Raw genomic sequence first — 25234 nt, 5'->3', positions numbered from 1 at the left:
CTATCGCTCCTTTCTGGCGATATCTCCCTGAAGTTTTGAGAATACTTAAGTGTACACATACATGGATAATACGGCAGAAACGTTACAGAAGCACCGAAAAAGCATTCTGGAAGATTGGATGAAATTGCAGCTGGCTGACGCCTCTTTACGCGACGATCTGATCTCGAATGATGAGTTACGCAAGCAGTCAGAAGAGCTGCTGAATGGGTTAGTCAGGGCATTTGCCGAGGGCAACTTTCAAAATATCTATACACCAGAGTATGAGCAGGTGCTGGAGATACTGAACGATGTGTCGGTTACCCGTGCCCGCCAGGGCTTTAGCCCGCGCGACACCGGCTTGTATGTGCTTAGCCTGAAGCAGGCGCTAAGCAATGCGCTGGAGGAGGACTTCCGCTCCGACCCGGCTAAGCTGTACCAGGAAGTGCTGAAAGTAAACAAGCTGCTTGACAACCTGAGCATCATCACCTTTGAAACCTTTATTAAAGGCCGCGAAGAAGTTATACTTCGCCAGACAGATGAGATCAATGAAATCTCTACTCCCGTTATCCGTGTTTGGGATGGCATTCTGGCGCTGCCCATTATCGGCACGCTCGACAGCGCCCGCACCCAGGTCGTAATGGAGAACCTGCTGCAGGAAATAGTAAACACAGGCAGCAACATTGCCATACTGGATATTTCGGGTGTGCCAGCCGTAGATTCGCTAGTGGCGCAGCACCTCATCAAAACCGTAAGTGCCACGCGCTTAATGGGAGCCGAGTGTATTATCAGCGGTATTCGTGCCGAAATTGCACAAACGATCGTACACCTGGGCATCGACCTGTCCAACATTAAAACCAAAGCATCGCTGGCCAGTGCACTGCAGCTTGCCTTTGCCATGACGAACGTAGAAGTGGTAAAAAAATCGAACAGGAATAGTGGTATTAGACTGAGTAATTAACGTAGATGGAAAGAATACCTATCCTGAAGATGGGACCATTCCTGCTTGTAACCATACAGGTAGATTTATACGACAGGTTAGCCCTTACTTTAGAAAGCGATTTAATAAACATGGTGAGCCAAACCGGGGCCAGAGGCGTACTGATCGATATATCGGCAGTAAGTATCGTGGACTCCTTCATGGGCCGCATTCTGGGCAACATTGCCTCCATGTCGCGCATTATGGGCGCCGAAACAGTGGTCGTGGGCATGCAGCCAGCCGTTGCGATCACCTTGGTGGAACTTGGCCTTACTTTGCAGGGCGTTTATACGGCCCTGAACGTAGAGAAAGGAATGGAGCTTCTTCACAAGAAGATCGAACTGGAAAAGACTCCGGAAGAGAACGAAGAGGAGGAGCCGGATGATAGTCTTGACTAAAGATACGATGCAAATCGTACGCGAACAAGATGTAATTCCATACAGAAACCGAGTGCGGGAATACAGCACCAAAATAGGGATGAGCCTGGTGAACCAAACCAAGCTCATTACGGCAGCCAGTGAGCTGGTACGTAACATGCTCAAGTATGCTGCTGGCGGTGAAGCCATGTTAGAGATCATCAGCAAAAATGCACAGGTGGGTGTCAGGTTAACCTTTACGGATACCGGCCCTGGCATTGCTGATATTCCGTTAGCGATGCGCGACGGATACTCTACTGGTAAAAGCCTGGGCCTGGGCTTGCCGGGCGCCAAACGCCTTGTCAGTGAATTTGCTATTACCAGTGCGCCCGGCAAGGGCACCGTTGTTACCATCATACACTGGAAGAATGGGCGTTAAATTTCACCAACGGTTTTCTGTACCCGATAAATCTTTTGCCAGCCTTACCAAGCGCGATATTGCCCGCCTGGCAGAAAGCTATGGCTTTTCGCCGGCAGGCGTAGGCAAGATTAACATTGTGGTGGCCGAGATGGTCTCCAACCTCACCAAGCACAGCACCTACGGCGGCGATCTGCTGGTAAAGCCACTGGATACGGACGGCATCGAAATTATCTGCCTTGATAACGGTCCGGGCATGGGCGATCCTGCCCGCATGATGGAGGACGGTGTTTCTACCTATGGCTCATCCGGCGAAGGACTTGGTGCAATCAGGCGACAGTCTGATTTTTTTGATATGTATTCGCACCAAGGGGTAGGCACTGTCATTCTCTCCCGTATCTATAAACAGGACAGAGCGCCTGCCACCGATCCGATGGCGCCGTATGAAGTAGGAGCGGTCATGGTACCCAAACCTGCGGAACTAGCCTGCGGTGATGCCTTCTCTATTCTGATAGAAGGGGGCGAGTTATACTTGCTGGCAGCAGATGGCCTTGGCCATGGGCTGCAGGCCCAGGAAGCTTCCGAGTTGGCAGCAGATACGTTCGAAAAGAACTTCGCATCAGACCAGCCAGGTTTGCTACGCATTATACATAACTCTATCCGGCGCACACGCGGCGCGGTAGGTCTTTGTGCACACATCAGCCCCTCTTCTGTAAAATACTGCGGCGTCGGCAACATTGCTGGCAAGTTGTTCTCACTGGACGGTCCCTTTGGTGTGGGTAGCTACAAAAATATGTTGTCTTACAACGGTATTCTAGGGCACAATATTCCTAACACACTGAATGTGCAGCAGCTGGAATGGAACCGAAACAAACTGCTGGTGTTACACTCAGACGGACTGAAGTCGCGTTGGGAACTGAGCAAGTACCCGGGCATTCAGCAGCACCATGCTGCTATTATTGCTGCCGTGCTGTATAAAGAATATTGCCGGCAGACAGATGACACCCTTGTATTGGTTTGTAAACAGAACATATCGTAGCGCATGCACCGCCGTATCTTCAAACTTACTATTACAAACGAACTCGATGTTGTGCTGGCTTATAAGCGGGCCATGCAGCTATCGGAGCGCCTGAAAATACCAGTGGCTAACCAAACTAAGTTTGCCACTGCGGTATCAGAAATATGCCGCAATGTGGTGGAGTATGCCGGCAGTGGCTCTATACAGTTCAGCCTGGTGGAGGAAAATGGACTTAACTTTTTGGAAGCCCTGATTGCGGACCACGGCCGCGGCATTGCGGACCTGGAATATTATACTTCTAATAGCGGCTTTCAGGCAGGCAGAGGTTCAGGAATTGTGAATTCCAAAAAGCTGGTAGATTATATGCACATGGAGAGCCATGCTGCCAAAGGCACCCGCGTAGTGCTGCGCAAACGCATTCCGGCCACTACTCCCGCTGTTACCAAAGCGATGCTGGATGTATGGATAAAAACGTTTGAGCAGGAAAAAGACATATCGCCTTATGCCGAAATAAAGCGGCAGAACATGCAGCTGCTAGAGCTATTGGACCAGCTACACCTGCGCAACCTGGAAACAGAGCAACAACTGCAGGAGATCAGAAAGCTGAACTTACAGCTGAATCATTCTAACCAGGAGATCAGCCATTTACTGGAAGAGCGGGAGAAAAAGAATGACCTGCTACAGCGCATCAACGCTGACCTGGATGCCTTTGCCCATACCGTATCGCATGATTTGCGGGCTCCGCTGCAGAATATCAATGGCCTAGCCACAGCCTTGGAAGCTTGCCTGAAGGCAGAGCAACTAACCGAGGCACAGCACGTGTTCCCGATGCTACGCCAGCAAACGTATAAAATGGATCGCCTGATTACCAGTATTCTGGCGTACTCACTGGCCGGCCATAGCAACATTCCCAAGCAGGTGATTGATCTCCAGATCTTACTCTACCACGTTGTCTCCTCGTTAACGGTGCCTGCCACTTTCCGCATTGTGATCGCTCCCAAGATGCCGGTGCTTTATACGCAGGAGATTTACCTGTTCCAGGTGTTCAGCAACATAATCGGTAATGCTATCAAATACCACCACAACCCGGACGATGCGGAGATAGCGGTTTCTTATGCTTTAGCTGGCAGGTTTGTCGCTTTTTCGGTGAAAGATAATGGTCCCGGCATCGCACAGGAAACCCAAGCAAACATTTTTGAGATGTATGAAAAAGGCGGTAGCTTTCCGCGTGCCGATAGCAGCGGCCTTGGCCTGTCGATCGTTAAAAGGATTGTAGAGGTAAAAGGCGGCAGCATCCGTTTAAATTCAACAGGAGACGGCAGTGAATTTATCTTCACCTGGCCTTCCGAGGAGCTGGTAAAGGAGGAACCTTCATAAACAAGAAAGCCATGGTACAGGAACCATGGCTTTCTTGTTTATGAGAAATGAACTGCTGTTAGCGCTTTATTCCTTTCTGCTTGAAGTATTCGTTCATAATTTCCCGCACGTCATGTTTGGTGAGAGCTTTGGAGAAATGGCGTTTTACTTTGCTATACTTCTTCAGGCGCTCTAGGTCGTAGAAGCTTGCCGATGAGGTCAGCATCATAATGATCACGTAATTCCCTGCGTCAAACCCTCTGTTATGGTACTCATCCAGAAAAGAGAAACCATCCATTACAGGCATTTTGATATCCAGGAAGATCAAGTCCGGGCGCTTCTCTAACGCCTCTTCTGCTCTGCCTAAATACTCGATAGCCTCTTTCCCGTTTTTCAGGACCATGATTTGTTTCGCCACCTGCATTTCAGTCAGCAGACGCTCATTCAGGTAATTGGTGGTATCATCATCGTCAATTAAAAGTACCAGGTCCAGTTGTGTATTCGTTTCGTTCATCCGGTTTGCGTCTCCTATTTTGGCGGGCCTAATGCTCTAGGTAGTCTTAAACGCAAGTGCGGATAGACTGATTAGAACAAGCAAATATCGTTTATTGAAAGCTATTTTCAAAAGCAGCAAGGGCTGAATTTTAGCTGTTGCATCAAAAAAGATTACTATAATTATCACCTACGCAGTAAAGGCTAGTATGTGCGATGCGGCTGCTGAAGAAACCCATGTATAAGTATTCGGTTCTACTTGTTTCATAGTTTATACTTCGGGTATAACTGGGTGCCGCACACAACCGTTAGCTTGGTCCTGCTACTGGAATTGCGCAAAAATTGTGAAACGGCCGTGCATTTCAATACATCCTTTTGGCACATAAAAGAGTATTTAGGAGTGAAACAGCCGCTACTTTGGCAAACTTAACAGCGTAAACGAAAAATTTGTTATGGAAAATTATCCCTTAAAACCTGAAAACATGCGCGCTCCCCAAAACCTGACGCGTGAAGAAATACAACAAAGTTTGAATGAACTGGATCATAAAATAAAAACTCTAAAAGGGCGCGCTAATGCAACTACCGCTGACTCAAACAACACTTACCACGAGCACATTGCCGGATTGGAAAAAAAACGGGCGCTGATTGCCAGTAAAATGGACACCACGGAAGATACCCATTCCAAATGGCAGGACCTGCAAGATGGTATTAACGGCCTCAAAAAAGATCTTGATAACATGTTCAGCTAAACTCCTCCCCTGTCAGCTTGCTGGCAGGGGCTATTGCCTTTCCGTTGCTACTATAACCTATCCACTAAGTATAACTTAACACACTTTGTCTGCTTTCAAGTAGCAGTAACTCACCGCTTCTCTCCTTCGCTTTTCCGATCTTAGTTTCAGTTTTTCGAGCGGCCGCTCTGCAATCCTATTAACTCCTACAGACCTGCTACTTCCAAATTCTTCCTGTCAATAATTAATCAACAATATATAGTAAAATTTATACGATACTTTTATCCATTATAATATTTGTATCGTACAATGACCTAATTACCTCGAAGGGCATTTACGGGCTGCGGCAGCTTTGAAAACATTAGCTGTTTGTCCTTTCTGTTTAAACCAGGTGTACCTATAAAATCAAACCTATTTGGCTGCATGTCTACACTTCTAACATTAGTGAAGCACTTTGCCTTGTGTGCTTTACTGTTTCTGACTCCGGTATGCATTGCAACAGCACAACAGCTGCAAGCGGCCCATACGCAGCCTTATACGGTCGTATACAAGCTCAAACCTACCACTAACGCACGGTTGGCTGCTCCTGCCACTGCCCGCCTTCGAGCGGCTCTTGCCCAAGTAGGAGGGCGTAACGTGCATCAGAAATTTCCGAAAGTAGCGCCACCAGCTAACAGCCGCATGGCTACAAGCCAAGCTGTAGATCTGTCGCTGCTTTATCAACTGACGTATAACCCCGATCAGAGCCTGGAGCAGGTGAGGCGCACCTTGCTGGGTACAGGTGCTGTTGAGTACGTAGAGCCGGTATACTTACGCGAGCCGTTTTTACAGCCGAACGATCCCTCTGCCGACTCCGCCAAAACTGCTCAGTACTACCTGAAGCTAGTAAAAGCCTATGGCGGTTGGGAAGCAGAGCAGGGCAGCGCCGACATCATGATAGGCATTCTGGATACCGGCACCCGTCTGACGCACCAGGAACTGAAAGACAAGGTAAAGTATAACACCAGCGACCCGATAGACGGGATTGATAACGATAACGACGGCTACATTGACAACTACCAGGGCTGGGATTTTGCCGATAATGATAACGACCCCAGTGATGACTCGAGTTTCAGAGGCCATGGCACGGCGGTAGCCGGGGTAGCTGCTGCCGCTACCAACAATGCCTTTGGGATAGCCGGTGTTGGCTACAAGTCCACCATTCTACCCCTAAAAGTCTTCTCGTCGAAAGAAAACGGCAACTTTAACGGGTATGAGGCAATTGTATATGCAGCAGACAAAGGCTGTAAAGTGATCAACTTATCCTGGGGTGGCGAGGGGCGCTCCCAATACGAGCAGGACATTATTAACTACGCCGTACTAAACAAGAATGTGGTTATAGTGGCAGCTGGCGGCAACACCGACCGCGGCAAACCACTTGATATTTATCCTGCAGCTTATGAGAACGTGCTGTCGGTGGGAGGCACCAATGCTTCCGACGTAAAAGTTGCTGCTTATACTTACAGCTACAAAATAGATCTGACGGCACCGAGCCAGAATATTTTATCGCTGTCGTCCTATTCTGACACCCAGCTGAGTGGCGGTTGGAACGGCACTTCGTTTGCTACGCCGATCGTGTCGGGTGCGGCAGCGCTGGTAAGGGCACGTTTCCCGGAACTGAATGCTTTGCAGGTTATGGAGCGCCTGCGGGTTACCACCGACGACATCTACCAACTGGCAGGTAACCAGCCCTACCTTGGCATGCTGGGCAAAGGCCGCTTGAATATTAAGAAAGCCTTATCGGCAGCCAACGTCAAAGCTGTGCGATGCAACAGCTTCGCAGCTGCAGACAGGCAGCAACTGTATGCCGGAGCAACCGCAGCAATGATCGCTGACTTTACAAATTTCCTGGCACCTGTCGGGAACCTGCAGGTAACGCTAACATCTCTTTCGCCCTACCTGACAGTGACCGAAGGCAGCTTGGCACTTGGCAGCCTGGGTACTCTGGCGACAGTCCGCAACACACTGCAGCCCTTCAAGATCAAAGTAGCTGAAGGAGCGCCTAACAATATTTCTGTAGTGCTGCGCCTTGACTTTTCCGATGGGGCTTACTCAGACTTCCAGTACGTTACCATTTTCATCAACCCTGACTTTGTAACGCTTAACGCTAACCAACTGGCTGTAACCGTTAACAGCAAGGGCAACCTGGGCTATAATGGTTTAAATAGAAAGCAAGGTGAAGGCGTAACGTATAAAAACAGCAGTTCGCTCCTGTTTGAAGGTGGCCTGCTGCTGGCTACAGATCCCAGCCATGTCTCGGATAACATCCGCAATGATATATACCAGAGCGATGGCGATTTTATACCTACAAGCACTGCCCGCCTGTTGTATAACACGCCACAAGCCGATCAGGAAGTACGCGCTGTGATGCAGGATAATTACCCGTCTGACCACACGGTGGGCGTCAAAGTAAAGCACGTGGCCTATGCCTGGAGCGATGAAGCAGATCAAAACTTCATTATCCTGGAGTACCAGATCACCAACCGGACTGATTCTACTATTAAAAAATTGTATACCGGCCTGTTTGCGGACTGGGATATTGGCGACCACACGACCAATATAGCAGAATGGGACCAGGCAAACGCCCTCGGGTACGTGCACAGCACGGCTGCCGGCTTACCCTACACCGGCATTACCTTATTAACTAAACAGCCGCACGGCTATTATGCGATTGATAACATTGGCGGTGGCGACAGCACCTTTGCAGTTGAAGATGGGTTTACCTCATCAGAAAAGTTCAGGTCTGTTTCGGGAGGCGTGGCCAGAAGAACAGCGAATGGCGGAGGACCGGGCAACAATGTGTCGCAGGTGGTGAGCGGCCTTGTCAGCAACCTTGCTCCTGGCGAAACCGGTATCATCGCTTTTGCGGTGTTAGCCGGAGACAACCTGCAGGAGTTGCAACAACAGGCCGCTGCCGCACAGCAAAAGTATCGAAGCATCAAAACTGGCCCTGCTCCAGTGGCGCTCGCAGATACGGCCTGCGCTGGCAGCCCCCGCACCTGGCGGCCAGGAAAGGGCAACAATTATAACTTTTATGCGGATGCTAACAAATCAAAGCCGCTAGGCTCCGGCGCAACCATAACGCTGCCGGCACTTACGCAGCCTATGGTACTTTATGCTGCTAATGCCGACTCTTTGTACGAGAGCGAAGTAGTGCCTGCTGTGTTCTCTTTGCCGCCTGCCCCTATTGCCGCCTTTGAGGTGAGCCAGCCAGATGTTTTTTCCGGCACGCCCGTTACCTTTATCAATACAAGTATAAATGGTGGCAGCTGGCGCTGGAGCGTCAACAACACGGCTCCTATCACTACAAAAGACCTTGTTTATACTTTCCCAGAGGATGGCACTTACGAAATAAAGCTACTGGTTACAGACCGCTTTGGCTGCACACAGGATTCCATCTCCCGGACCTTAGAAATTATGAGAGTCGTTCCAACCGGAATACCTGAGGCAATCGCACAACAGGTGCAGGTTTACCCAAATCCCGCCCGCGGCTATGTGCGCATCCGAACCGAAGCGCTAACCAAAGGCCATGGCAACCCGCAGGTGAAGCTAGTAGACATGCTAGGCCACTGCATAACGCCTGCAACACGCCAAACGCCCGACGAAACGCAACTGGACCTAGCCAGGCTCAGTGAAGGTGTCTACCTCCTCCAGATCACGTATGAGCACGCCACCATCACCAAGCGGCTGGTGGTACTGAAACCGTAGATAGAAAGTATGCGGACAAAATTAGATTGAAGTATAAGAAAGCACTGTCATACTGAAAGTAACTTGGTTGAAGGGAGGTTAAGCTCTTGCGGCTTGCCCACAAGATTCTTACAGGATGACAATTACTTCAAATGATTTCTATACCCATATTTGTAATATAAAATAGTGTAGGAGAAGCTTTATAGCGGGAGTGCCTAAACCATGCCTTTGCTTTTTATCTTCCTGCACAAATCTCATGGGCAAGGGGCATGGCATCAGCTTCTTGCCTGGGATAGTTACAGAGATTCTGGCAGGATGGCCGTCTGATTAATAGGTTAGAGCTACTTTATACTTTAAAGTAGGCTGCCCCATACTTGTACAGCTGGTATAATAAAACAAAGAAGCCTTACCGGTTGGTAAGGCTTCTTTGTTTTATACTTAGTCAGCAGCAATTATGCGTTTGCAGCTTGCTTTTGCTTCAGGCGGATCAGGTTTAGTGCTGAACCAGCCTTAAACCACTCGATCTGTCCTTGGTTGTAGGTATGGTTTACCTGGAAGCTGTCCTGGGTGCCGTCGCTGTGGTGCAGTACCACTTTCAGCGGCTTGCCCGGAGCAAAGCTTTCCAGACCGATGATATCGAAGGTATCGTTCTCCTCTATCAGATCATAATCGGCTTTGTTGGCAAAGGTCAGTCCCAGCATACCCTGCTTCTTCAAGTTGGTTTCGTGAATACGTGCGAACGACTTCACAAGTACGGCACGAACACCCAGGTGACGGGGCTCCATGGCAGCGTGCTCACGGGATGAGCCTTCGCCATAGTTCTCATCACCCACCACAACGGTACCAATACCAGCAGCCTTATACGTACGGGCAGTAGCCGGCACCGTGTCGTAACCACGCGTCATTTCATTCCATACTTTGTTGGCTTCGCTGTTAAAGCAGTTGATAGCGCCGATCAGCATGTTGTTCGAGATGTTATCCAGGTGACCACGGTACTTCAGCCACGGACCAGCCATCGAAATGTGGTCGGTCGTACACTTGCCCTGCGCTTTAATGAGCAGCTTCAGGCCTTTCAGGTCGGTACCTTCCCACGGCTTAAAGCCTTCCAGCAGTTGCAGACGATCCGAAGCCGGATCGACCACTACTTCTACCTGGCTACCATCTTCGGCAGGGGCAACATAACCCGCGTCTTCCACGGCAAAGCCCTGCGTTGGCAACTCAATACCTCTTGGCTCGTCCAGCTTCACAGCCACTCCGTCGTCATTGGTCAGGGTGTCCGTTAGCGGGTTAAATGTCAGGTCACCGGCAATGGCAAAGGCGGTCACGATCTCTGGTGAGGCCACGAACGCGTGCGTGTTCGGGTTACCGTCGTTCCGCTTGGCGAAGTTACGGTTAAAGGAGGTGATGATGGAGTTTTTGCGTGTCGGGTCGTCGGTGTGGCGTGCCCACTGGCCGATACAAGGGCCACAGGCATTTGCCAACACGACACCGCCCATTCCGGCAAAGGTGTCCAGCAAACCGTCGCGTGCTGTAGTATAGCGCACCATTTCAGAACCTGGCGTGATGGTGAACTCCGCCTGAGCAGTCAGGTTTTTCTCTACTGCCTGCGCAGCCACCGAAGCAGCACGCGTGATGTCTTCATAAGAAGAGTTGGTACACGAGCCGATCAGACCCACCTCCAGTTTAGCAGGCCAGTTGTGCTCTTTCACCACAGCCGCAAACTGCGAAATTGGCCAGGCAGCATCCGGCGTGAACGGGCCGTTTACGTGCGGCTCCAGCTCAGAAAGGTTGATCTCAATCAGCTGGTCATAGTAAGCAGCCGGGTTGGCGTATACTTCATCATCCGGGCGCAGGTGCTCGGCTACTTCATCGGCTAGCTGCACGATCTCTTCGCGGTTAGTACCGTTCAGGTAAGCGCGCATCTTCTCGTCGTAAGCAAACACTGAAGTTGTGGCGCCAATCTCGGCACCCATGTTACAGATAGTAGATTTACCGGTACAGGACAGGTTCTCAGCACCTTCACCGAAGTATTCCACAATAGCACCAGTACCACCTTTTACCGTCAGGATACCGGCCACTTTCAGGATGACGTCTTTCGGGGCAGTCCAGCCACTGAGTTTACCTGTCAGCTTAATACCAATCACTTTCGGGAATTTCAACTCCCAGGGCATACCGGCCATCACGTCCACAGCATCGGCACCGCCAACGCCAATCGCTACCATACCCAAACCACCAGCGTTCGGGGTGTGTGAGTCCGTACCGATCATCATACCGCCCGGAAATGCATAGTTCTCCAGCACTACCTGGTGGATGATACCCGCTCCTGGTTTCCAGAAACCGATGCCATACTTGTTCGATACGGAGGCCAGGAAATCGTATACTTCTTTGTTTTCGTCGTAGGCGTCTTTTAAGTCTGAGTCAGCCCCTACCCTTGCCTGGATCAGGTGATCGCAATGCACGGTAGAAGGCACCGCCACCGTAGGCTTACCAGCCTGCATAAACTGAAGCAAAGCCATCTGCGCTGTCGCATCCTGCATCGCCACCCGGTCCGGCGCAAAGTCTACATAAGACTTGCCACGCTCATGCGCCCCTGTTGCGTTCCCCTCATACAAGTGTGAATACAAGATTTTTTCTGTCAGGGTAAGCGGACGGCCTACTGCTTGGCGGGCAGTTGTAATGCGCTCTCCCATGCCGGCATAAACTGCCTTGATCATTTCTAAATCAAATGCCATAGTTTTGCTATTGTTAGTTTTTAAATGCTTCGTTGTGAAGTTTACAAATGTACGAAATCTCATACTTTTAGCACAATATTTGCGCCTATGAATATATACGGGCGAAAGCCCCTGGAAGGCATGTACTGCAATTTGCGGATTTTAGAACTATATCCCCTATTTTTGCCTTTTACTATTTATACTGATTCCGATATGAAACAACTCATTTTAAATACCCCTCTCCGGCTGTTTTTGTTTTTATTAGTGCTGATAACGCAAGTGGCAACGTCCTGTACCTCGGGCACATCAGCAGATAATACTATACAACCGGGCATGTGGCGTGTAGTGCTGCATACGCAAGGCCAGGAGATTCCTTTCCTGCTGGAGGCAGCAGAGAAAGACAGCAAACCAGTGCTATACCTGGTAAATGGCAAAGAGCGCATTCTGCTCAACAAGATCCAGCAGCAAGGCGACTCGCTTAAGATCGGCCTTCACATTTTTGATGCAGACCTGATCGCAAAAGTAGATGGCGACAAAATGGCGGGCCGTTTTGTGAAAAACGATTCTAAAACACCATATTCCGTTCCGTTTACAGCCGAGCATGGCAAGACCAACCGCTTTGCTGAAAATCCTGCTGAAGCCAAGTATAACTTCGATGGCAACTGGCAGGTTGAGTTCGACGAAGGCGATGGCAACACCTACGATGCCGTGGGCGTGTTTAAGCAGAGTGGCAACGAGGTAACCGGCACTTTCCTGACTGAAACCGGCGATTACCGTTACTTGGACGGCCAGGTAGAAGGCAATCAGCTAAAACTGTCTACTTTTGATGGCAGCCATGCGTTCCTGTTCACCGCTACTCCCACCAACGACAGCACGCTGCAGGGCCAGTTCTATTCCGGTATGACGGGCCATGAAACCTGGACCGCCAAGCGCGACCCGAACGCCAAACTGGCTGATGCTGATTCGCTCACTTTCCTGAAGCCGGGCTATGAGGCGCTATCATTCACCTTCCCGAACCTGCAGGGCGAAAAAGTATCTTTGTCTGACCCCAAGTATAAGGGCAAGGTGGTGCTGGTGCAGCTGATGGGCAGCTGGTGCCCTAACTGCATGGACGAAACACAGTTCCTGGCACCATACTATGACAAGAACAAAAGCCGGGGTATGGAGGTGATTGGCCTGGGATTTGAGCGCAGCCCGGAATTTGACAAAGCTGCTGCCCGCCTGAGCAAACTCAAAAACCGTTTCGACATTAACTATGATCTACTGGTAGCCGGAATCGCAGATAATGCTGCTGCTGGCAAAGCGCTGCCTGCTCTTAACCATGTGATGTCCTTCCCAACCACCATCTTCATTGGCCGCGACGGCAAGGTACGTAAGATCCACACCGGCTTTTCCGGCCCGGGCACTGGCAAGTACTACGACGAATGGGTGAAGGAATTCAACAAAACGATGGACGAGCTGCTGGCAGAGAAAGCGTAGCTTCATTTTCCGTTGATCGGCACAAAGGCAAAGGCCGCTACTTTAAGAGTAGCGGCCTTTGTTGTTTGTAAGACAAATCTAGCAGGAGCCGTGCAGGTCTCAACCGCTTTTATACTCCTGCACAGCTTATCTCCTAAAACGGTAAACGCGCAACGAAAAACGAAATGTTACTTTTCCCGCTCTATAGTATAGGAAATGAGCTGCTCCAGCGATGTGCGTGACGGAGAGGGCGGAAATGTGTTGAGAATAGCCAGTGCTTCTGCGTGGTAGTGGTTCATAACCTGGATAGTATACTGGATGCCGCCTGATTGTTTCACAAAGTCGATCACCTGCTGCACCCGCTTGTTATCGCCATTGTTGTTTTTGACGTTGTAAATCATGCGGCGCTTGGTCAGCCAGTCGGCGGAACTCAAGGCATTAATCAGCGGTAGCGTCATCTTCTTTTCCTTGATATCGATGCCTACAGGTTTGCCAATTTCGGCGGTACCATAGTCAAAAAGGTCGTCTTTGATCTGAAAAGCGATGCCTACTTTTTCGCCAAACAAGCGGGCCTTTTCTACCTCATCTTTGGCAGCACCGGCTGAGGCAGCTCCAACCGCACAGCAGGAAGCAATAAGTGAAGCCGTTTTCTGGCGGATGATGTCGAAGTATACTTCTTCTGTAATATCAAGGCGGCGGGCTTTTTCCATTTGCAACAGCTCGCCCTCACTCATCTCGCGCACCGCATTCGACACAATCTTAAGCAGCTCAAAATCATCATTGTGCAATGATAGCAGCAGGCCTTTGGATAATAAATAATCGCCTACGAGTACGGCAATCTTGTTTTTCCAGAGCGCATTTACAGAAAAGAAACCCCTGCGGTAATTGGCATCATCTACCACGTCGTCGTGCACGAGCGTGGCCGTGTGCAGCAGTTCAATGAGGGCTGCGCCACGGTACGTGGCGTCGCCAATGCCGTCGCCACGGAAAAGCTTGGCCATAAAGAACACGAACATAGGCCGCATTTGCTTGCCTTTGCGTTTTACAATGTAGCTCATGATCCGGTCCAGCAGCAGCACCTTCGACTTCATCGAGGCCCTGAACTTCTTCTCAAACAGCTCCATTTCCTGCGCAATGGGCGCTTGTATTTCCTTTAGGCTAATGCTCATGTGTTGGTGTACAATATTACTGCCTGCAAAAGTGGATTCCAAACGTGTTGGGGCAAAACGAAGTATAATTGTTGGTGGTTGGAGGTTGATTGGTAAATTGCTGAATGATTAAATTACCGGAGGTCGATTTACCGCTCAATTATAGGGATAGCATTTACCCCAGTAAGTTTAAGGGTTTAGCCCATGTAAACGCAAAAGCCCCACCTTATAAAAGGCACAGGTTCTAAAACCTACTTTCGTAAAGAAGATTAGCCATTTATCCGTCAATAATTAAGCATTTAACAAGCACCAATCAAACAGTTTAACCATTTAACAATTCAGCCATTCAACAAGCAAACAGATGAAAGTAGACTTTGTTGTATACCCGGAGCACGGCCACCCTTTTACCGCCGACATTACCTTTGCCCAGGACGGGCAGCCGAAACCAGTGGTGATCTTCACGCATGGTTTTAAGGGATTTAAAGACTGGGGGCATTTCAACCTGCTGGCACGCTACTTTGCCGAGCAGGGCTTTGTATTCCTGAAATTCAACTTTTCTTATAACGGCACGACAGTAGAAGACTCCTCGGATGTACATGACTTGGAAGCTTTTGGGCAGAATAACTTCAGCCTGGAACTGGATGATCTGGGTGCACTGATCGATCTGCTGCACGACACACAGGCGCCAATACAGCAAAAAGAACTCGACCTTAACCGCATTTACCTGATCGGCCACAGCCGGGGTGGCGGTGCCGTGATCCTGAAAGCCGCCGAAGACCTGCGTATAACAGCCGTGGCTACCTGGGCTGCCGTAAGTGATTACGATCAGCGCTGGTCGCAGGAGGCAATGACACAGTGGCAGCAGAATGGTGTACAGTGGGTGCTCAACGGCCGTACCGGGCAAAAGATGCCGCTGTATTATCAGATGGTGGAGGATTTCCAGCGAAATCGTGACCGGCTAGATATTCCACAAGTTATTCAACATATGCGGCAGCCGCTGCTTCTGTTGCATGGCGAACAGGATGAAACGCTGCCCACCCAAATGGCCTACGACCTGAAGCGCCGCAAACCAGACGCCGAACTGCACCTGCTACCCAAAGCGAATCACTCCTTTGGTGGCAAGCATCCTTACGATGGACAAGAACTACCGGAAGCTGCCCGTACTGCTGCCGACTTAAGTATAAGTTTCTTTCGAAAACATGCCTAAGCTATACTTGCTGCTGGGCGGCAACCTCGGCGACCGTACTTTATACTTACAGCAGGCCCGTACAAGTATAACTGACCGGGTGGGCCCCATCACACAAACTTCAAAGCTGTACGAAACAGCTGCCTGGGGCAAAACCGACCAGCCTGCTTTCCTGAACCAGGTGCTGGAGGTGGAAACAGGGCTAAGCCCGGAACAGGTGCTGCAACGTATAAATGTTATCGAGCAGGAACTGGGCCGTATACGGCAAGAGCATTGGGGCGCCCGCGTCATCGATATTGATATATTGTTTTATGACGACTTGGTGCTACAGACCCAGCGCCTCACCATCCCACACCCGCAGCTGCACCTGCGCCGCTTCACCTTGATGCCTTTAGCAGAGATTGCCCCTAATCTGGATCACCCGGTGCTAAAGCGAAGTATAAAGCAATTGCTAGAGGATTGTGCGGATACGTTGGAGGTGCAGAAATTTAAGGGGTAAATTTTAATTCAGTTTTAATAAATACTAGCATAACATCGTTTTTAAATATTGCGCCACAAGTAACATCCTGATCTACTGCCTGTGCAACAATGCAGTATAGAGCTCTCTAGCTAACCACATAAAAACCTTTTGTTACTTAAAAGCTGCCTTGTTACGGAGCAGGTAAATAGTAGAGGCCGTTACAATTCCTACTTTAGCCGCAGAGATCATAACAGTTACCAGATCATCTATTGCTGAAAAAGGGGTTTAAGCCGCTCTTATAAAAATGATGGCACTGCTTACAAAGATGACTTCAACCCAGTACCATTTATTGTGATGAACTCTCCTGGCATGACGATCAGCAGGTAATTTCAAAACAAGTACCAGCAGGATAAGCAAGCCAATTATCGAGTTCAGCATGTGAAGTATAGTATAAGTCTTTATTTCCCAGCCAAAAAATAGATAACTTAACCTGCGGTTGCCATTCGTGAAATGTACGCTATAGTGCGTAAACCAATTCCATAACTGATGCGAGGCTGCCCCTATAAGCACCGATAGCACTACTTTGAAGTAGTTTCGTTTAAAAATATGAATACCATTGCCAGCCGGCATACTTTGAGAACCGCCTGAACAGCCATTGTGGCAGGTTTTGGATGAACGGCTTTTTTACAATGCCATGAAAAAGGAAAGCCAGGCAAAGTGCAAGCGACAGATTAAACCAGAATAAAGCCAGAAAGGTATGGCTGAACATACTTGGCTCTTTCTTCATTCGAATAAAATATTCGAAATCAGGCACAATGCTTCCGATAACCAGGCCGGTGACAGAAAAAATAGCTCTTCCGAAGATAGTAGACAGGTACAACTAAGGCGGGGTGTGCAAACGTAAGAGGCATTGGTAAAAGTAAGAAAAAGTAGCTAAACGAGCGTAGCCCACCACAAGCTTATACAAGCGGAAGTACAGTACTTTAAGCTAGCACTTAAACATTTGTATCATAAGCGCTTTACCAAATCATCCCCTCAGCCCGGCCTCCAGCTGCTACAGCATGAAGTGAATTACTCAGGTTGTGGAGTGCTTTCTTCCTGCCATCCCGCTTCCTCCGAGGCCTGTTTACTATCACGCAACATAAAGTATACCACAGGAAATAGAAGCGCAGTAACTAGCAGGCTCACGTACTCATACTGCACCCCTTCCGCTACGCTTTCTACTTTCCAGATCCCTTGGCCGTTGAAGCCGGACATCATCCGGTACAGCACGTTGCCTCCCCAATGAATGCCAATGGTCATCCAGATAGAACCGGTTTTGAGCACCGTATACGCGAGCGAAAGGCCAAGTATAGCCGAGAAGACCAGGTTCATCAAATCAAAGCCCTCGTTCCAGGAATCATCGAGAGCGTAGAGAACAGTGGCGATGAGCAGATACCACTTCATAAAATTTTCCCGCTTACAAAAAGCAAACCAATAGCCGCGGATCATCAGGTCGTTGATGGCGGAGGCCAGAAACATGCCCATTAGCGCCTGCCCCAGCAGGACACCGATATAAGAGGTGTCCATCATACCTGTTACCTCAAATTTGCCCATAGCATAATATGCCACATTCTTAAGTGCCCAGATACTGAAGCCAAGTATAAACCCGATCGCCAGGTTGCTACCCCAGCCGATATGCCGCTGCAACCCAAATGACGCCAGACCCTGCAGCCGCAGCACGTACCGCCCCAGCAGAAAAGCGACCATGAAGAAGCCGAAGGCATACGCCAGCCAAGGCAGTACATCAAGCTGAAACAGTTTCGGAATGAGGTTGGCGTACAGGTTCAGCACCACGAACCCGCTGCCCCATAGCAGAAGTGAGGCTTTACTTTTCATAGTTGTAGCGGAAGGAATGTATGGCAAATATAGCAAACTACTGTTTGTAGCAACAGCTTATACTTGCGGCAAGCCTGCTAAAAATTAAAAATCCTTTCCAGCTTTATGCCGGAAAGGATTTTATACTTGAATTTGTCTGCTGCTTATTCAACAGAGCTTACTTCGGCATTCCGGTCTATCTTTTTCACCAATCCCTGGAGCACTTTACCCGGGCCACACTCCACAAAAAGCGTAGCGCCATCGGCTAGCATCTGCTGCACGGATTGTGTCCAGCGTACCGGTGCGGTCAACTGCTTGATCAGGTTCTGCTTTATTTCCGTCGGATCGGTATGTGGCTGTGCATCTACGTTCTGGTAGATCGGGCAAATGCCTTGGCTGAAGGTTGTTTCTTCAATGGCTTTCGCCAGTTCTTCTTCGGCAGGCTTCATCAGCGGCGAGTGGAAAGCACCCCCTACCGGCAAGGGCAAGGCCCGCTTGGCACCGGCTTCCTTCATCTTTTCGCAGGCGATCTCAATGCCTTTGTTAGAGCCGGAGATCACCAGCTGGCCGGGGCAGTTATAGTTAGCGGCTACCACCACCTCGTCCTCAATGGAGGCACATACTTCTTCTACTTTCGCATCGTCCAGGCCAAGTATGGCAGCCATCGTAGAGGGGTTTGCCTCACAGGCAGTCTGCATCGCCAACGCACGTTTCGACACAAGCCGCAGTCCGTCTTCAAAGCTTAGCACCTTACTGGCTACCAGCGCTGAGAACTCGCCCAGCGAGTGACCGGCCACCATATCGGGAGCAAAATCCTTGGCAACAGCAGCCTGTGCTACCGAGTGCAGGAAAATAGCCGGTTGAGTTACTTTCGTTTGCTTCAGCTCCTCGTCGGTGCCGCTGAACATAATCTCGGTAATGTTGAATCCCAGGATTTCGTTTGCCTTATCGAACAGCTGCTTTGCTTCTTCGTGCTGCTCGTACAGGTCTTTCCCCATGCCTACAAACTGAGAACCCTGTCCCGGAAAAACGTATGCCTTCTTCATTCGTCGTTATTGGTTTAGTATAATTCGGTTATCTTCTCTTTAGTAGCAAATCAGCCAATTTAAATACCTGACTAGCAAGCATAATATAGCCCGCTCTAAAGCTATAATTATACTATACCTGGTGCTTGATTTAAAGAAGCTTTTGTCTGCTTACGCTACAAATCTAGCCCGCTCTTCAGGGCTTGGCAGCATACAAGCTTCTGTGCGCCCGGCTATTAAATAGCGGTGTTTCGCTATAAAGCGGTACACAAAGTTGCGGAAAGATAAAGGAATAATGCGGAAATAGTAAAGGACCGACAATGGAAAGTTAAGGTGCCGTGCAATGCGTAAGGCTGCCTCCGACTCGGTATATAGCTTCCCGTCCTCATAAAAAAGCATGGAATCCGGAAGCGGATCAGGACGCTGTGCGGCGGGCACCAGCTCTTCGAGCACACCTGATTGGAGCGCGGCAAAATGTAAATTCTGGCGCTTGTTATACTTGAGCACTACCTGGATGCTGGCCTGGCAAAAGCCACAGGTGCCATCGTAAAACACGATGGCCCTGTCTGGCAACTTTTCTGATATTGAATTTTCTATCTTCATTAACGTACGATCTGTACCCACCCCTTATACGTGTTGTGTGCTTTTGTGGGGTCGAGGGTAAAGAATTTTACGTTCGCTTCATAATAATAGGTTCCGTCACTAAGGCGGTTGCCGTCTTCATCGATGCCCGGCCAATTGATGTACAGGCCTTCTCCATCCGTTACAGTGCCGCTACTGTATACCTGCACGCCCCAGCGGTTGAACACTTTAAAGTTCATGCTCTTGATGAAGCCAGAACGCTTATCAGGACGGAATACATCATTAAGGCCATCTCCGTTTGGCGTGATGATGTTGGGCAGCAGGAAGAAGAAGCAGTTGTCTTTGCACTCCTCGTTGCTGCGCGGGCTCTCTGTACCCGCAGTGTCTGTGGCCGTTACCACATAGCAGCCCGCATAAGACTGCAGATTGGTATGGGTGTACGTGGTTTCCTTCGTTGTAGCCAGCTTGGTGTAATCGGTATCATCCGGCCCTTTAAAGTATACCGTATAAAAATCGATCTGATCAGTGCAATCGCCGGTAATCTGCGGCACCCATGTCAGTACGTTCTGGTAAGGCGGCGAGGTCGGGTTACGGGCGAAGGCATCGCAATCAAGCTGGTCTATCGTCAGTTCCGGCGCACATACAATCTTTGGCAGCGCCGTACATACTTGCTGGCTGTTGTTCAGCAGCGGCTCCGGTAGTCCCGTAATCTGGTAAGTGCCTACTGTCTGCACATAGTAACAGTAGTTCTCTCCCCGCTTGAGAGGAGTATTGCCGAAGGTACCCCGATCGGTATAGGTGCCACTGGCAGCGGTAGCAGCAACACTGTCTATCAGAACAAACGCGCCATCCACCTGCCGGTAGATGCGGTGCTTGAACACTTCATTCTTCCAGGGCACATCATAGGTCCAATTCAGCACAATCGCCTGTTCGTTGTTTGGAGCTGTCGCCACGTTCAGGCGCACGCTCGATGCTTCTGTACTATCGCGCAGGGCAGTCGGTTGGCCGCCGGCAGTTGGTGTCTGATAGAACTCCAGGCGGTAGCGGTATGCATTGGCTTCGGTATTCAGGTTGACATCCACAAACGTAGTGTCCTTCATGTTGCGGCTCGTGAACACCTGCTGGTAGCCTGTGCCCGGTTCCAGCCCTACTTTGCGGTACAGGCGGTATTCCAGCGGAAGTGTAAGCTTCTCTACATTTTCCGGCTGTGTCCATCTTACCCGGATCTGCCCGGCGGTAGCGTCTGTTCTGAGAACGGTCACATTAGTCAGGTAAGGGATATCACGCTCTACTTCCATACATGCCTCATTCGAGGCAAGGCTCGCCCCGCCTTCAGGCAATGGGAACTGCGCATAGATCATGTAGCAGTAATCTACGCCTGCCGTCAGCCCAGCTCCTTTGTTATCATCCACATAGGTTGTTTTATCCGGTGTTACCTCCGCTATCAGGACATAGCCAGTGCTGGCGGGTATACCGGTCTGGCACACGTCAGGTACAAAGCCTGATGGACCCTCACGCCGATAAATACGAATAACAGAGGCATTCTGACAAGTATAAGGGTCCCAGGTTAGCGTTACCGTTCGGTCGGCCCCGGTAGCCATTAAGTTCTGCGGTGGCGGCCCCACCACCCGTATGTTCCAGGCTTGCAGGTCGGCCAGATGCGTGTCAGTATTCTGCCGAACGTCCTGGGCTCTGAACACCACCTGATAAGGGCGTTCCCGTACATCCTCGCAGGTTGTAGCCCAGGTCAGCTTACCAACCGATTCGCCTTTCACCCGCCTTGTTACATCAAAAGTAGCCGGCGGTACAATGCCGCTACCCGCTACGGTCAGGTCAATCAGGTCGCCATCCGGGTCTGTGGCCCGTACGGTACCATTCAGGGTAGTGCCTGCCACAATACAGGTATCTTTTGGCATGAGTTTAGGCGGGCGGTTCTCCGTTTCCTTTACAATGATCTGCATGTCGCGCACCACTTCCCCGAGCTTCACCGCTCCGTTTTTGGATACCCGCCATTCTTCCACTACAAACGCCACATTATACTCACCCTTTACGCAAGGGGCATTCCATACAAGCTGCCCTGTGTTCAGGTCCAGCGTCAGGTAAGCGGGAGCAGAACCATCTTCTGTCAGGCAGTCGAAGGTACGGCTGGGCAGCGTATAGCCGGGTACCGCCAATATTTTGCCGGTAGCACCGTCCTGTTGCTGTGGTACGCGCAGCTTAAAGGCAAGGCTGTCGCCATCGCGGTCGTAGGCGCCGGGGTTGTGCACAAATACACGCCCTACGGCAGCTATATCAATAGGAGCCACCGTCAGAACCGGAGTACTGTTAAACCCGCGCAGGGCATTAATGTTGATGGTGGTGGAAATAAGAAAGGATACCTGGTCAGAGGGCGGCGCAATGTTGAGGATGTTATTGTTCCGGTTTACGCCGTTCCACGATACCGTATAGGTGCCATCGGCGCCATACGTATACTCCCACTTATAAACGTTTTTATCTGTATTGTTACCGATCGGAATGCCATCGGCTCCTGTGAGTCTGTTCACTTCTACTACGGTTCCATCCCCCATGGCCACGTTCACCTTCGGGTGGTCGGCGGCGGCCTCGGTGTTCATGTAAATGATCATGGTAAAAAAGAACCGGCGCGGGTTCGGGTTGGGAGTAGTATCGCGTTGGGCTGTGATATCTCCTGCCCGGATGTGCGTTGCCTGTGCTTTTGTGAAACAACCCAACAACAAGATCAACACCCACAACAGGCTGCCATGCAGCAGATACCTCATGCGTAAACTGTTTGGCATACAACTAGGTTTAGGCAATAAATGTAAGTATACAAATGTAAGTATAAACTTAACTAATTTCTTGTGAAATTATTATCAACAAATGGGCAGAAAGCGGGTTGTATGATAAAGTTTTCTGTCCTACGCATACCAATTTAGATTGATTCAAAATATGACTGTAAAATTGTTTTATCGCAGGTCGGCATGTACCTTTGAGAGTTTAAAAAGCACCATTATTTAACCTTTAACAAATACAGATGAATTGGTTTACTAAAACGTTTTCCAGTACGGTTGGGAGAAAGATCGTGATGTCTGTCACGGGCCTTTTCCTATGCTCATTCCTGGTTGTGCACCTGCTCGGTAACCTGCAGCTCTTTAAGGATGATGGCGGGGAGGCATTCAACCTTTATTCTGATTTTATGGCGCACAACGGCATCATCCGCGTAATGGAAATTGTATTGGCTTTAGGCTTCATTTTCCATATCTACGATGCCGTGGTATTAACACGCCGCAACCAGGCAGCCCGCCCGATTGATTATGCCAATAACCATCCGGAGGAGAACAGTTCCTGGTCTTCCCGCAACATGGGCCTGCTGGGTACTGTTATTTTAGTTTTCCTTATTATCCATCTCTGGAACTTCTTTATCCCTACCAAGTTTGGGGGCCTGGAAGGCGTGGTGATCGAGAATGTTTCTTATGAGAACCTGTACCTTAAAGTGTTACAATCATTCCAGGTATGGTGGTATGTGCTTATTTACGTGATCTCTATGATCGCCTTGGCTTACCACCTTATCCACGGCTTTCAGAGTGCCTTCCAGACTCTAGGCCTGAATCATAAGAAATACACACCCTTTATACAGATGTTCGGCTACGGCTTTTCTGTTATTGTGTGCCTGGCCTTTGCAGCCATACCGTTGTATTTCTTCTTCCTTATGTAAATAATAACTTTTGATAGTTGCTATGATGTTAGATTCGAAAATCCCGGAAGGCCCTTTAGCGGAAAAATGGGACAAGCATAAATTCAATATAAAGCTGGTAAACCCGGCAAACAAACGTAAATTCGATATTATTGTAGTAGGCACCGGCCTGGCTGGCGCTTCTGCTGCGGCTACTTTTGCAGAGCTTGGCTACAATGTAAAGTCTTTCTGCTTTCAGGATTCTCCGCGCCGGGCGCACTCCATTGCGGCACAGGGCGGTATAAATGCTGCCAAAAACTACCAGAACGACGGCGACTCTGTTTTCCGTCTGTTCTACGACACCATCAAAGGTGGTGATTACCGCTCCCGTGAAGCCAACACCTACCGCCTGGCACAGGTATCCGTCAACATCATCGACCAGTGCGTGGCGCAGGGTGTGCCGTTCGCACGTGAGTACGGTGGCTTGCTGGCCAACCGCTCTTTCGGTGGCGCCCAGGTATCGCGTACGTTCTACGCCCGCGGCCAAACCGGACAGCAGCTGCTTTTAGGTGCTTACTCCGCCCTGAACCGCCAGATCGCCTACGGGAAAGTAAAGATGTTCCCTCGAACTGAAATGCTGGACCTGGTGATTGTAGACGGGCAGGCACGCGGCATTGTGGTGCGTAACCTGATCACAGGTGCCATCGAGTCGCACAGTGCTCATGCTGTGGTGCTGGCTACCGGTGGCTATGGCAACGTGTTCTATCTTTCTACCAATGCGATGGGCTCTAACGCCACAGCCGCTTGGCGGGCACACAAGAAAGGTGCATACTTTGCAAACCCTTGCTATACACAAATTCACCCGACCTGCATCCCGGTATCCGGCGAGTACCAGTCGAAACTGACGCTAATGTCAGAGTCGCTGCGTAACGATGGCCGTGTGTGGGTGCCGAAAACGGTGGAAACAGCCGAAAAGCTGCGCCGGGGCGAAATAAAAGTAGCCGACATTGCCGAAGCCGACCGCGACTACTACCTGGAGCGCAAATATCCTGCCTTTGGTAACCTGGTGCCGCGCGACGTAGCCTCCCGAAATGCTAAGCAAGTATGCGACGAAGGTCGTGGCGTGGGAGCCTCCGGCCTGGCCGTATACCTGGACTTTGCCGATGCCATTAACCGCGACGGCCTGGCAACCATCAGCGCCAAGTATGGTAACCTCTTCGAGATGTATGAGAAGATCACCGATGAGAACCCCTACGAACGCCCAATGCGCATTTATCCTGCCGTACACTATACCATGGGCGGCCTGTGGGTGGATTACAACCTGATGACCAATGTACCGGGCTTGTATGCTGCCGGCGAGTGTAACTTCTCTGACCACGGTGCTAACCGCCTGGGCGCATCTGCCCTGATGCAGGGTTTGGCAGACGGCTACTTTGTACTGCCGTATACGATCGGTGATTACCTGGCGCGCATGCCGTATACCAAGGTTCCGACAGATCATCCGGCTTTCAAAGAGGCAGAGCAGGCCGTGATCGCTAAAAACCAGCAACTGCTTTCTATCAAAGGTACCCGTACCGTTGACTTCTTCCATAAGGAGCTGGGCCACATTATGTGGAACTACTGTGGTATGGCCCGTAACGCCGAAGGTCTTCAGATTGCCCGTGAGGAAATCCGTAAGCTGCGCGAAGCATTCTGGCGCGATGTGAAGGTAACAGGCGTGAACGAAGAGCTAAACCAGACACTGGAAAAAGCCAATCGCGTAGCCGACTTCCTGGAACTGGGCGAGCTGATGATTGAAGATGCGCTGCAGCGTAACGAATCCTGTGGTGGTCACTTCCGCGAGGAATACCAGACACCGGAAAATGAAGCGCTGCGTGACGACGAGAACTTTGCGTATGTAGCTGCCTGGGAATTTGCAGGCGTAGGCAACGAACCTATTCTACACAAAGAACAGCTCGACTTCGAAAATGTGAAGCTGACACAGCGTAGCTACAAATAAGCACGCAAAGGTTAAGGTTATGAAGCAGTAACCAGCACCGGGACAAGCAATCTCCCCTGCTCCTGCTACTTCATAATGCATAAGTTGTA

General features: G+C 50.0%; 21 protein-coding genes. 12 read left to right on the top strand and 9 right to left on the bottom strand.

Annotated features, from left to right (window positions below; translation table 11 throughout):
* Positions 1 to 61: 61 nt before the first annotated feature.
* From ABDW72_RS00675 to ABDW72_RS00655, 5 genes are read left to right on the top strand one after another with little or no spacing between them, the layout of a single operon-like run.
* On the top strand, positions 62 to 937 hold the full coding sequence (locus ABDW72_RS00675; RefSeq protein WP_347156506.1) for an STAS domain-containing protein: 876 nt from the start codon (positions 62 to 64) through the stop codon (positions 935 to 937).
* Positions 938 to 942: 5 nt separating this feature from the next.
* The gene (locus ABDW72_RS00670) at positions 943 to 1353 is read left to right on the top strand and encodes an STAS domain-containing protein (RefSeq protein WP_347156505.1); all 411 of its coding nucleotides are present in this window, start codon (positions 943 to 945) and stop codon (positions 1351 to 1353) included.
* Between the two features lie 7 nt (positions 1354 to 1360).
* On the top strand, positions 1361 to 1750 hold the full coding sequence (locus ABDW72_RS00665) for an anti-sigma regulatory factor (RefSeq protein WP_347156504.1): 390 nt from the start codon (positions 1361 to 1363) through the stop codon (positions 1748 to 1750).
* Complete coding sequence (locus tag ABDW72_RS00660; protein ID WP_347156503.1) at positions 1740 to 2768, top strand: PP2C family protein-serine/threonine phosphatase; 1029 nt, start codon at positions 1740 to 1742, stop codon at positions 2766 to 2768. The genes ABDW72_RS00665 and ABDW72_RS00660 overlap by 11 nt, the downstream gene beginning before the upstream one ends.
* A 3-nt stretch (positions 2769 to 2771) precedes the next feature.
* Entirely contained in the window at positions 2772 to 4124 is a 1353-nt protein-coding gene (locus ABDW72_RS00655; protein ID WP_347156502.1) for an ATP-binding protein, read from the top strand.
* Positions 4125 to 4182: 58 nt separating this feature from the next.
* Here ABDW72_RS00655 and ABDW72_RS00650 read toward each other — a convergent pair whose 3' ends face one another.
* Positions 4183 to 4617 carry a response regulator gene (locus tag ABDW72_RS00650; protein WP_347156501.1) on the bottom strand — a complete coding sequence of 145 codons (435 nt, stop codon included), beginning with the start codon at positions 4615 to 4617 and terminating at the stop codon, positions 4183 to 4185.
* A 430-nt stretch (positions 4618 to 5047) separates the two neighbouring features.
* On the opposite strand from ABDW72_RS00650, the gene ABDW72_RS00645 reads away from it, so the two are divergent.
* Complete coding sequence (locus ABDW72_RS00645) at positions 5048 to 5344, top strand: sll1863 family stress response protein (protein ID WP_347156500.1); 297 nt, start codon at positions 5048 to 5050, stop codon at positions 5342 to 5344.
* Positions 5345 to 5746: 402 nt separating this feature from the next.
* Positions 5747 to 9070, top strand: a complete 3324-nt coding sequence (locus ABDW72_RS00640) for a S8 family serine peptidase (protein ID WP_347156499.1) — start codon at positions 5747 to 5749, stop codon at positions 9068 to 9070.
* Positions 9071 to 9501: 431 nt separating this feature from the next.
* Here ABDW72_RS00640 and ABDW72_RS00635 read toward each other — a convergent pair whose 3' ends face one another.
* Positions 9502 to 11781: an aconitate hydratase gene (locus tag ABDW72_RS00635; protein WP_347156498.1), complete on the bottom strand. Its 2280-nt coding sequence runs from the start codon at positions 11779 to 11781 to the stop codon at positions 9502 to 9504.
* A 192-nt stretch (positions 11782 to 11973) separates the two neighbouring features.
* On the opposite strand from ABDW72_RS00635, the gene ABDW72_RS00630 reads away from it, so the two are divergent.
* A complete protein-coding gene (locus ABDW72_RS00630) occupies positions 11974 to 13239 on the top strand; it encodes a peroxiredoxin family protein (RefSeq protein ID WP_347156497.1) in 1266 nt (421 codons plus the stop codon).
* A gap of 167 nt (positions 13240 to 13406) precedes the next feature.
* Here the strand turns inward: ABDW72_RS00630 and ABDW72_RS00625 are convergent, their stop codons facing one another.
* Positions 13407 to 14387 (bottom strand): polyprenyl synthetase family protein, encoded by a 981-nt coding sequence (locus ABDW72_RS00625; protein WP_347156496.1) that lies wholly within the window; start codon positions 14385 to 14387, stop codon positions 13407 to 13409.
* 340 nt (positions 14388 to 14727) lie between these two features.
* On the opposite strand from ABDW72_RS00625, the gene ABDW72_RS00620 reads away from it, so the two are divergent.
* Both ABDW72_RS00620 and folK read left to right on the top strand, forming a co-directional pair.
* Positions 14728 to 15573, top strand: coding sequence for an alpha/beta hydrolase family protein (locus ABDW72_RS00620; protein WP_347156495.1), 846 nt, complete (start codon positions 14728 to 14730; stop codon positions 15571 to 15573).
* Positions 15566 to 16051, top strand: coding sequence for a 2-amino-4-hydroxy-6-hydroxymethyldihydropteridine diphosphokinase (folK, locus tag ABDW72_RS00615; RefSeq protein WP_347156494.1), 486 nt, complete (start codon positions 15566 to 15568; stop codon positions 16049 to 16051). Before ABDW72_RS00620 ends, folK begins: the two co-directional genes overlap by 8 nt.
* Positions 16052 to 16297: 246 nt before the next feature.
* On the opposite strand, the gene ABDW72_RS20345 is transcribed toward folK, so the two are convergent.
* From ABDW72_RS20345 to ABDW72_RS00590, 6 genes are all read right to left on the bottom strand, one after another.
* On the bottom strand, positions 16298 to 16642 hold the full coding sequence (locus ABDW72_RS20345) for a DUF4184 family protein (protein WP_430438135.1): 345 nt from the start codon (positions 16640 to 16642) through the stop codon (positions 16298 to 16300).
* On the bottom strand, positions 16611 to 16892 hold the full coding sequence (locus ABDW72_RS00610; RefSeq protein ID WP_347156493.1) for a DUF4184 family protein: 282 nt from the start codon (positions 16890 to 16892) through the stop codon (positions 16611 to 16613). The genes ABDW72_RS20345 and ABDW72_RS00610 overlap by 32 nt, the downstream gene beginning before the upstream one ends.
* Positions 16893 to 17083: 191 nt before the next feature.
* Entirely contained in the window at positions 17084 to 17890 is an 807-nt protein-coding gene (locus tag ABDW72_RS00605) for a CPBP family intramembrane glutamic endopeptidase (protein ID WP_347156492.1), read from the bottom strand.
* 143 nt (positions 17891 to 18033) lie between these two features.
* Positions 18034 to 18915 (bottom strand): ACP S-malonyltransferase, encoded by an 882-nt coding sequence (gene fabD / locus ABDW72_RS00600; protein WP_347156491.1) that lies wholly within the window; start codon positions 18913 to 18915, stop codon positions 18034 to 18036.
* Between the two features lie 150 nt (positions 18916 to 19065).
* Positions 19066 to 19497 carry a thiol-disulfide oxidoreductase DCC family protein gene (locus ABDW72_RS00595; protein ID WP_347156490.1) on the bottom strand — a complete coding sequence of 144 codons (432 nt, stop codon included), beginning with the start codon at positions 19495 to 19497 and terminating at the stop codon, positions 19066 to 19068.
* On the bottom strand, positions 19497 to 22253 hold the full coding sequence (locus ABDW72_RS00590; RefSeq protein ID WP_347156489.1) for a T9SS type B sorting domain-containing protein: 2757 nt from the start codon (positions 22251 to 22253) through the stop codon (positions 19497 to 19499). Before ABDW72_RS00590 ends, ABDW72_RS00595 begins: the two co-directional genes overlap by 1 nt.
* Positions 22254 to 22507: 254 nt before the next feature.
* Between ABDW72_RS00590 and ABDW72_RS00585 the strand changes: the two genes are divergently transcribed.
* Together ABDW72_RS00585 and ABDW72_RS00580 are read left to right on the top strand one after the other, a co-directional pair.
* Complete coding sequence (locus ABDW72_RS00585) at positions 22508 to 23188, top strand: succinate dehydrogenase cytochrome b subunit (protein WP_347156488.1); 681 nt, start codon at positions 22508 to 22510, stop codon at positions 23186 to 23188.
* A 22-nt stretch (positions 23189 to 23210) separates the two neighbouring features.
* On the top strand, positions 23211 to 25145 hold the full coding sequence (locus ABDW72_RS00580; protein ID WP_347156487.1) for a fumarate reductase/succinate dehydrogenase flavoprotein subunit: 1935 nt from the start codon (positions 23211 to 23213) through the stop codon (positions 25143 to 25145).
* The last annotated feature ends 89 nt before the right edge of the window (positions 25146 to 25234 follow it).

Origin of the sequence: Pontibacter chitinilyticus (assembly GCF_039748935.1) — a bacterium.
Classification (GTDB): Bacteria; Bacteroidota; Bacteroidia; order Cytophagales; family Hymenobacteraceae; genus Pontibacter; species Pontibacter chitinilyticus.
The sequence above is the reverse complement of the archived record's forward strand: the minus strand, read 5'-3'. Positions and strand labels throughout refer to the sequence as shown.

What these genes read in the sequence shown, in the direction of transcription:
- ABDW72_RS00580 (WP_347156487.1), top strand. Translation starts at nt 23,211, where the DNA reads ATGATGTTAGATTCGAAAATCCCGGAAGGCCCTTTAGCGGAAAAATGG.
- ABDW72_RS00640 (WP_347156499.1), top strand. Translation starts at nt 5,747, where the DNA reads ATGTCTACACTTCTAACATTAGTGAAGCACTTTGCCTTGTGTGCTTTA.
- ABDW72_RS00650 (WP_347156501.1), bottom strand. Translation starts at nt 4,617, where the DNA reads ATGAACGAAACGAATACACAACTGGACCTGGTACTTTTAATTGACGAT.
- ABDW72_RS00675 (WP_347156506.1), top strand. Translation starts at nt 62, where the DNA reads ATGGATAATACGGCAGAAACGTTACAGAAGCACCGAAAAAGCATTCTG.
- ABDW72_RS00635 (WP_347156498.1), bottom strand. Translation starts at nt 11,781, where the DNA reads ATGGCATTTGATTTAGAAATGATCAAGGCAGTTTATGCCGGCATGGGA.
- ABDW72_RS00605 (WP_347156492.1), bottom strand. Translation starts at nt 17,890, where the DNA reads ATGAAAAGTAAAGCCTCACTTCTGCTATGGGGCAGCGGGTTCGTGGTG.
- ABDW72_RS00645 (WP_347156500.1), top strand. Translation starts at nt 5,048, where the DNA reads ATGGAAAATTATCCCTTAAAACCTGAAAACATGCGCGCTCCCCAAAAC.
- ABDW72_RS00655 (WP_347156502.1), top strand. Translation starts at nt 2,772, where the DNA reads ATGCACCGCCGTATCTTCAAACTTACTATTACAAACGAACTCGATGTT.
- ABDW72_RS00670 (WP_347156505.1), top strand. Translation starts at nt 943, where the DNA reads ATGGAAAGAATACCTATCCTGAAGATGGGACCATTCCTGCTTGTAACC.
- ABDW72_RS00660 (WP_347156503.1), top strand. Translation starts at nt 1,740, where the DNA reads ATGGGCGTTAAATTTCACCAACGGTTTTCTGTACCCGATAAATCTTTT.
- folK (WP_347156494.1), top strand. Translation starts at nt 15,566, where the DNA reads ATGCCTAAGCTATACTTGCTGCTGGGCGGCAACCTCGGCGACCGTACT.
- ABDW72_RS00585 (WP_347156488.1), top strand. Translation starts at nt 22,508, where the DNA reads ATGAATTGGTTTACTAAAACGTTTTCCAGTACGGTTGGGAGAAAGATC.
- ABDW72_RS00590 (WP_347156489.1), bottom strand. Translation starts at nt 22,253, where the DNA reads ATGAGGTATCTGCTGCATGGCAGCCTGTTGTGGGTGTTGATCTTGTTG.
- fabD (WP_347156491.1), bottom strand. Translation starts at nt 18,915, where the DNA reads ATGAAGAAGGCATACGTTTTTCCGGGACAGGGTTCTCAGTTTGTAGGC.
- ABDW72_RS00665 (WP_347156504.1), top strand. Translation starts at nt 1,361, where the DNA reads ATGCAAATCGTACGCGAACAAGATGTAATTCCATACAGAAACCGAGTG.
- ABDW72_RS20345 (WP_430438135.1), bottom strand. Translation starts at nt 16,642, where the DNA reads ATGCCGGCTGGCAATGGTATTCATATTTTTAAACGAAACTACTTCAAA.
- ABDW72_RS00625 (WP_347156496.1), bottom strand. Translation starts at nt 14,387, where the DNA reads ATGAGCATTAGCCTAAAGGAAATACAAGCGCCCATTGCGCAGGAAATG.
- ABDW72_RS00630 (WP_347156497.1), top strand. Translation starts at nt 11,974, where the DNA reads ATGAAACAACTCATTTTAAATACCCCTCTCCGGCTGTTTTTGTTTTTA.
- ABDW72_RS00620 (WP_347156495.1), top strand. Translation starts at nt 14,728, where the DNA reads ATGAAAGTAGACTTTGTTGTATACCCGGAGCACGGCCACCCTTTTACC.
- ABDW72_RS00595 (WP_347156490.1), bottom strand. Translation starts at nt 19,497, where the DNA reads ATGAAGATAGAAAATTCAATATCAGAAAAGTTGCCAGACAGGGCCATC.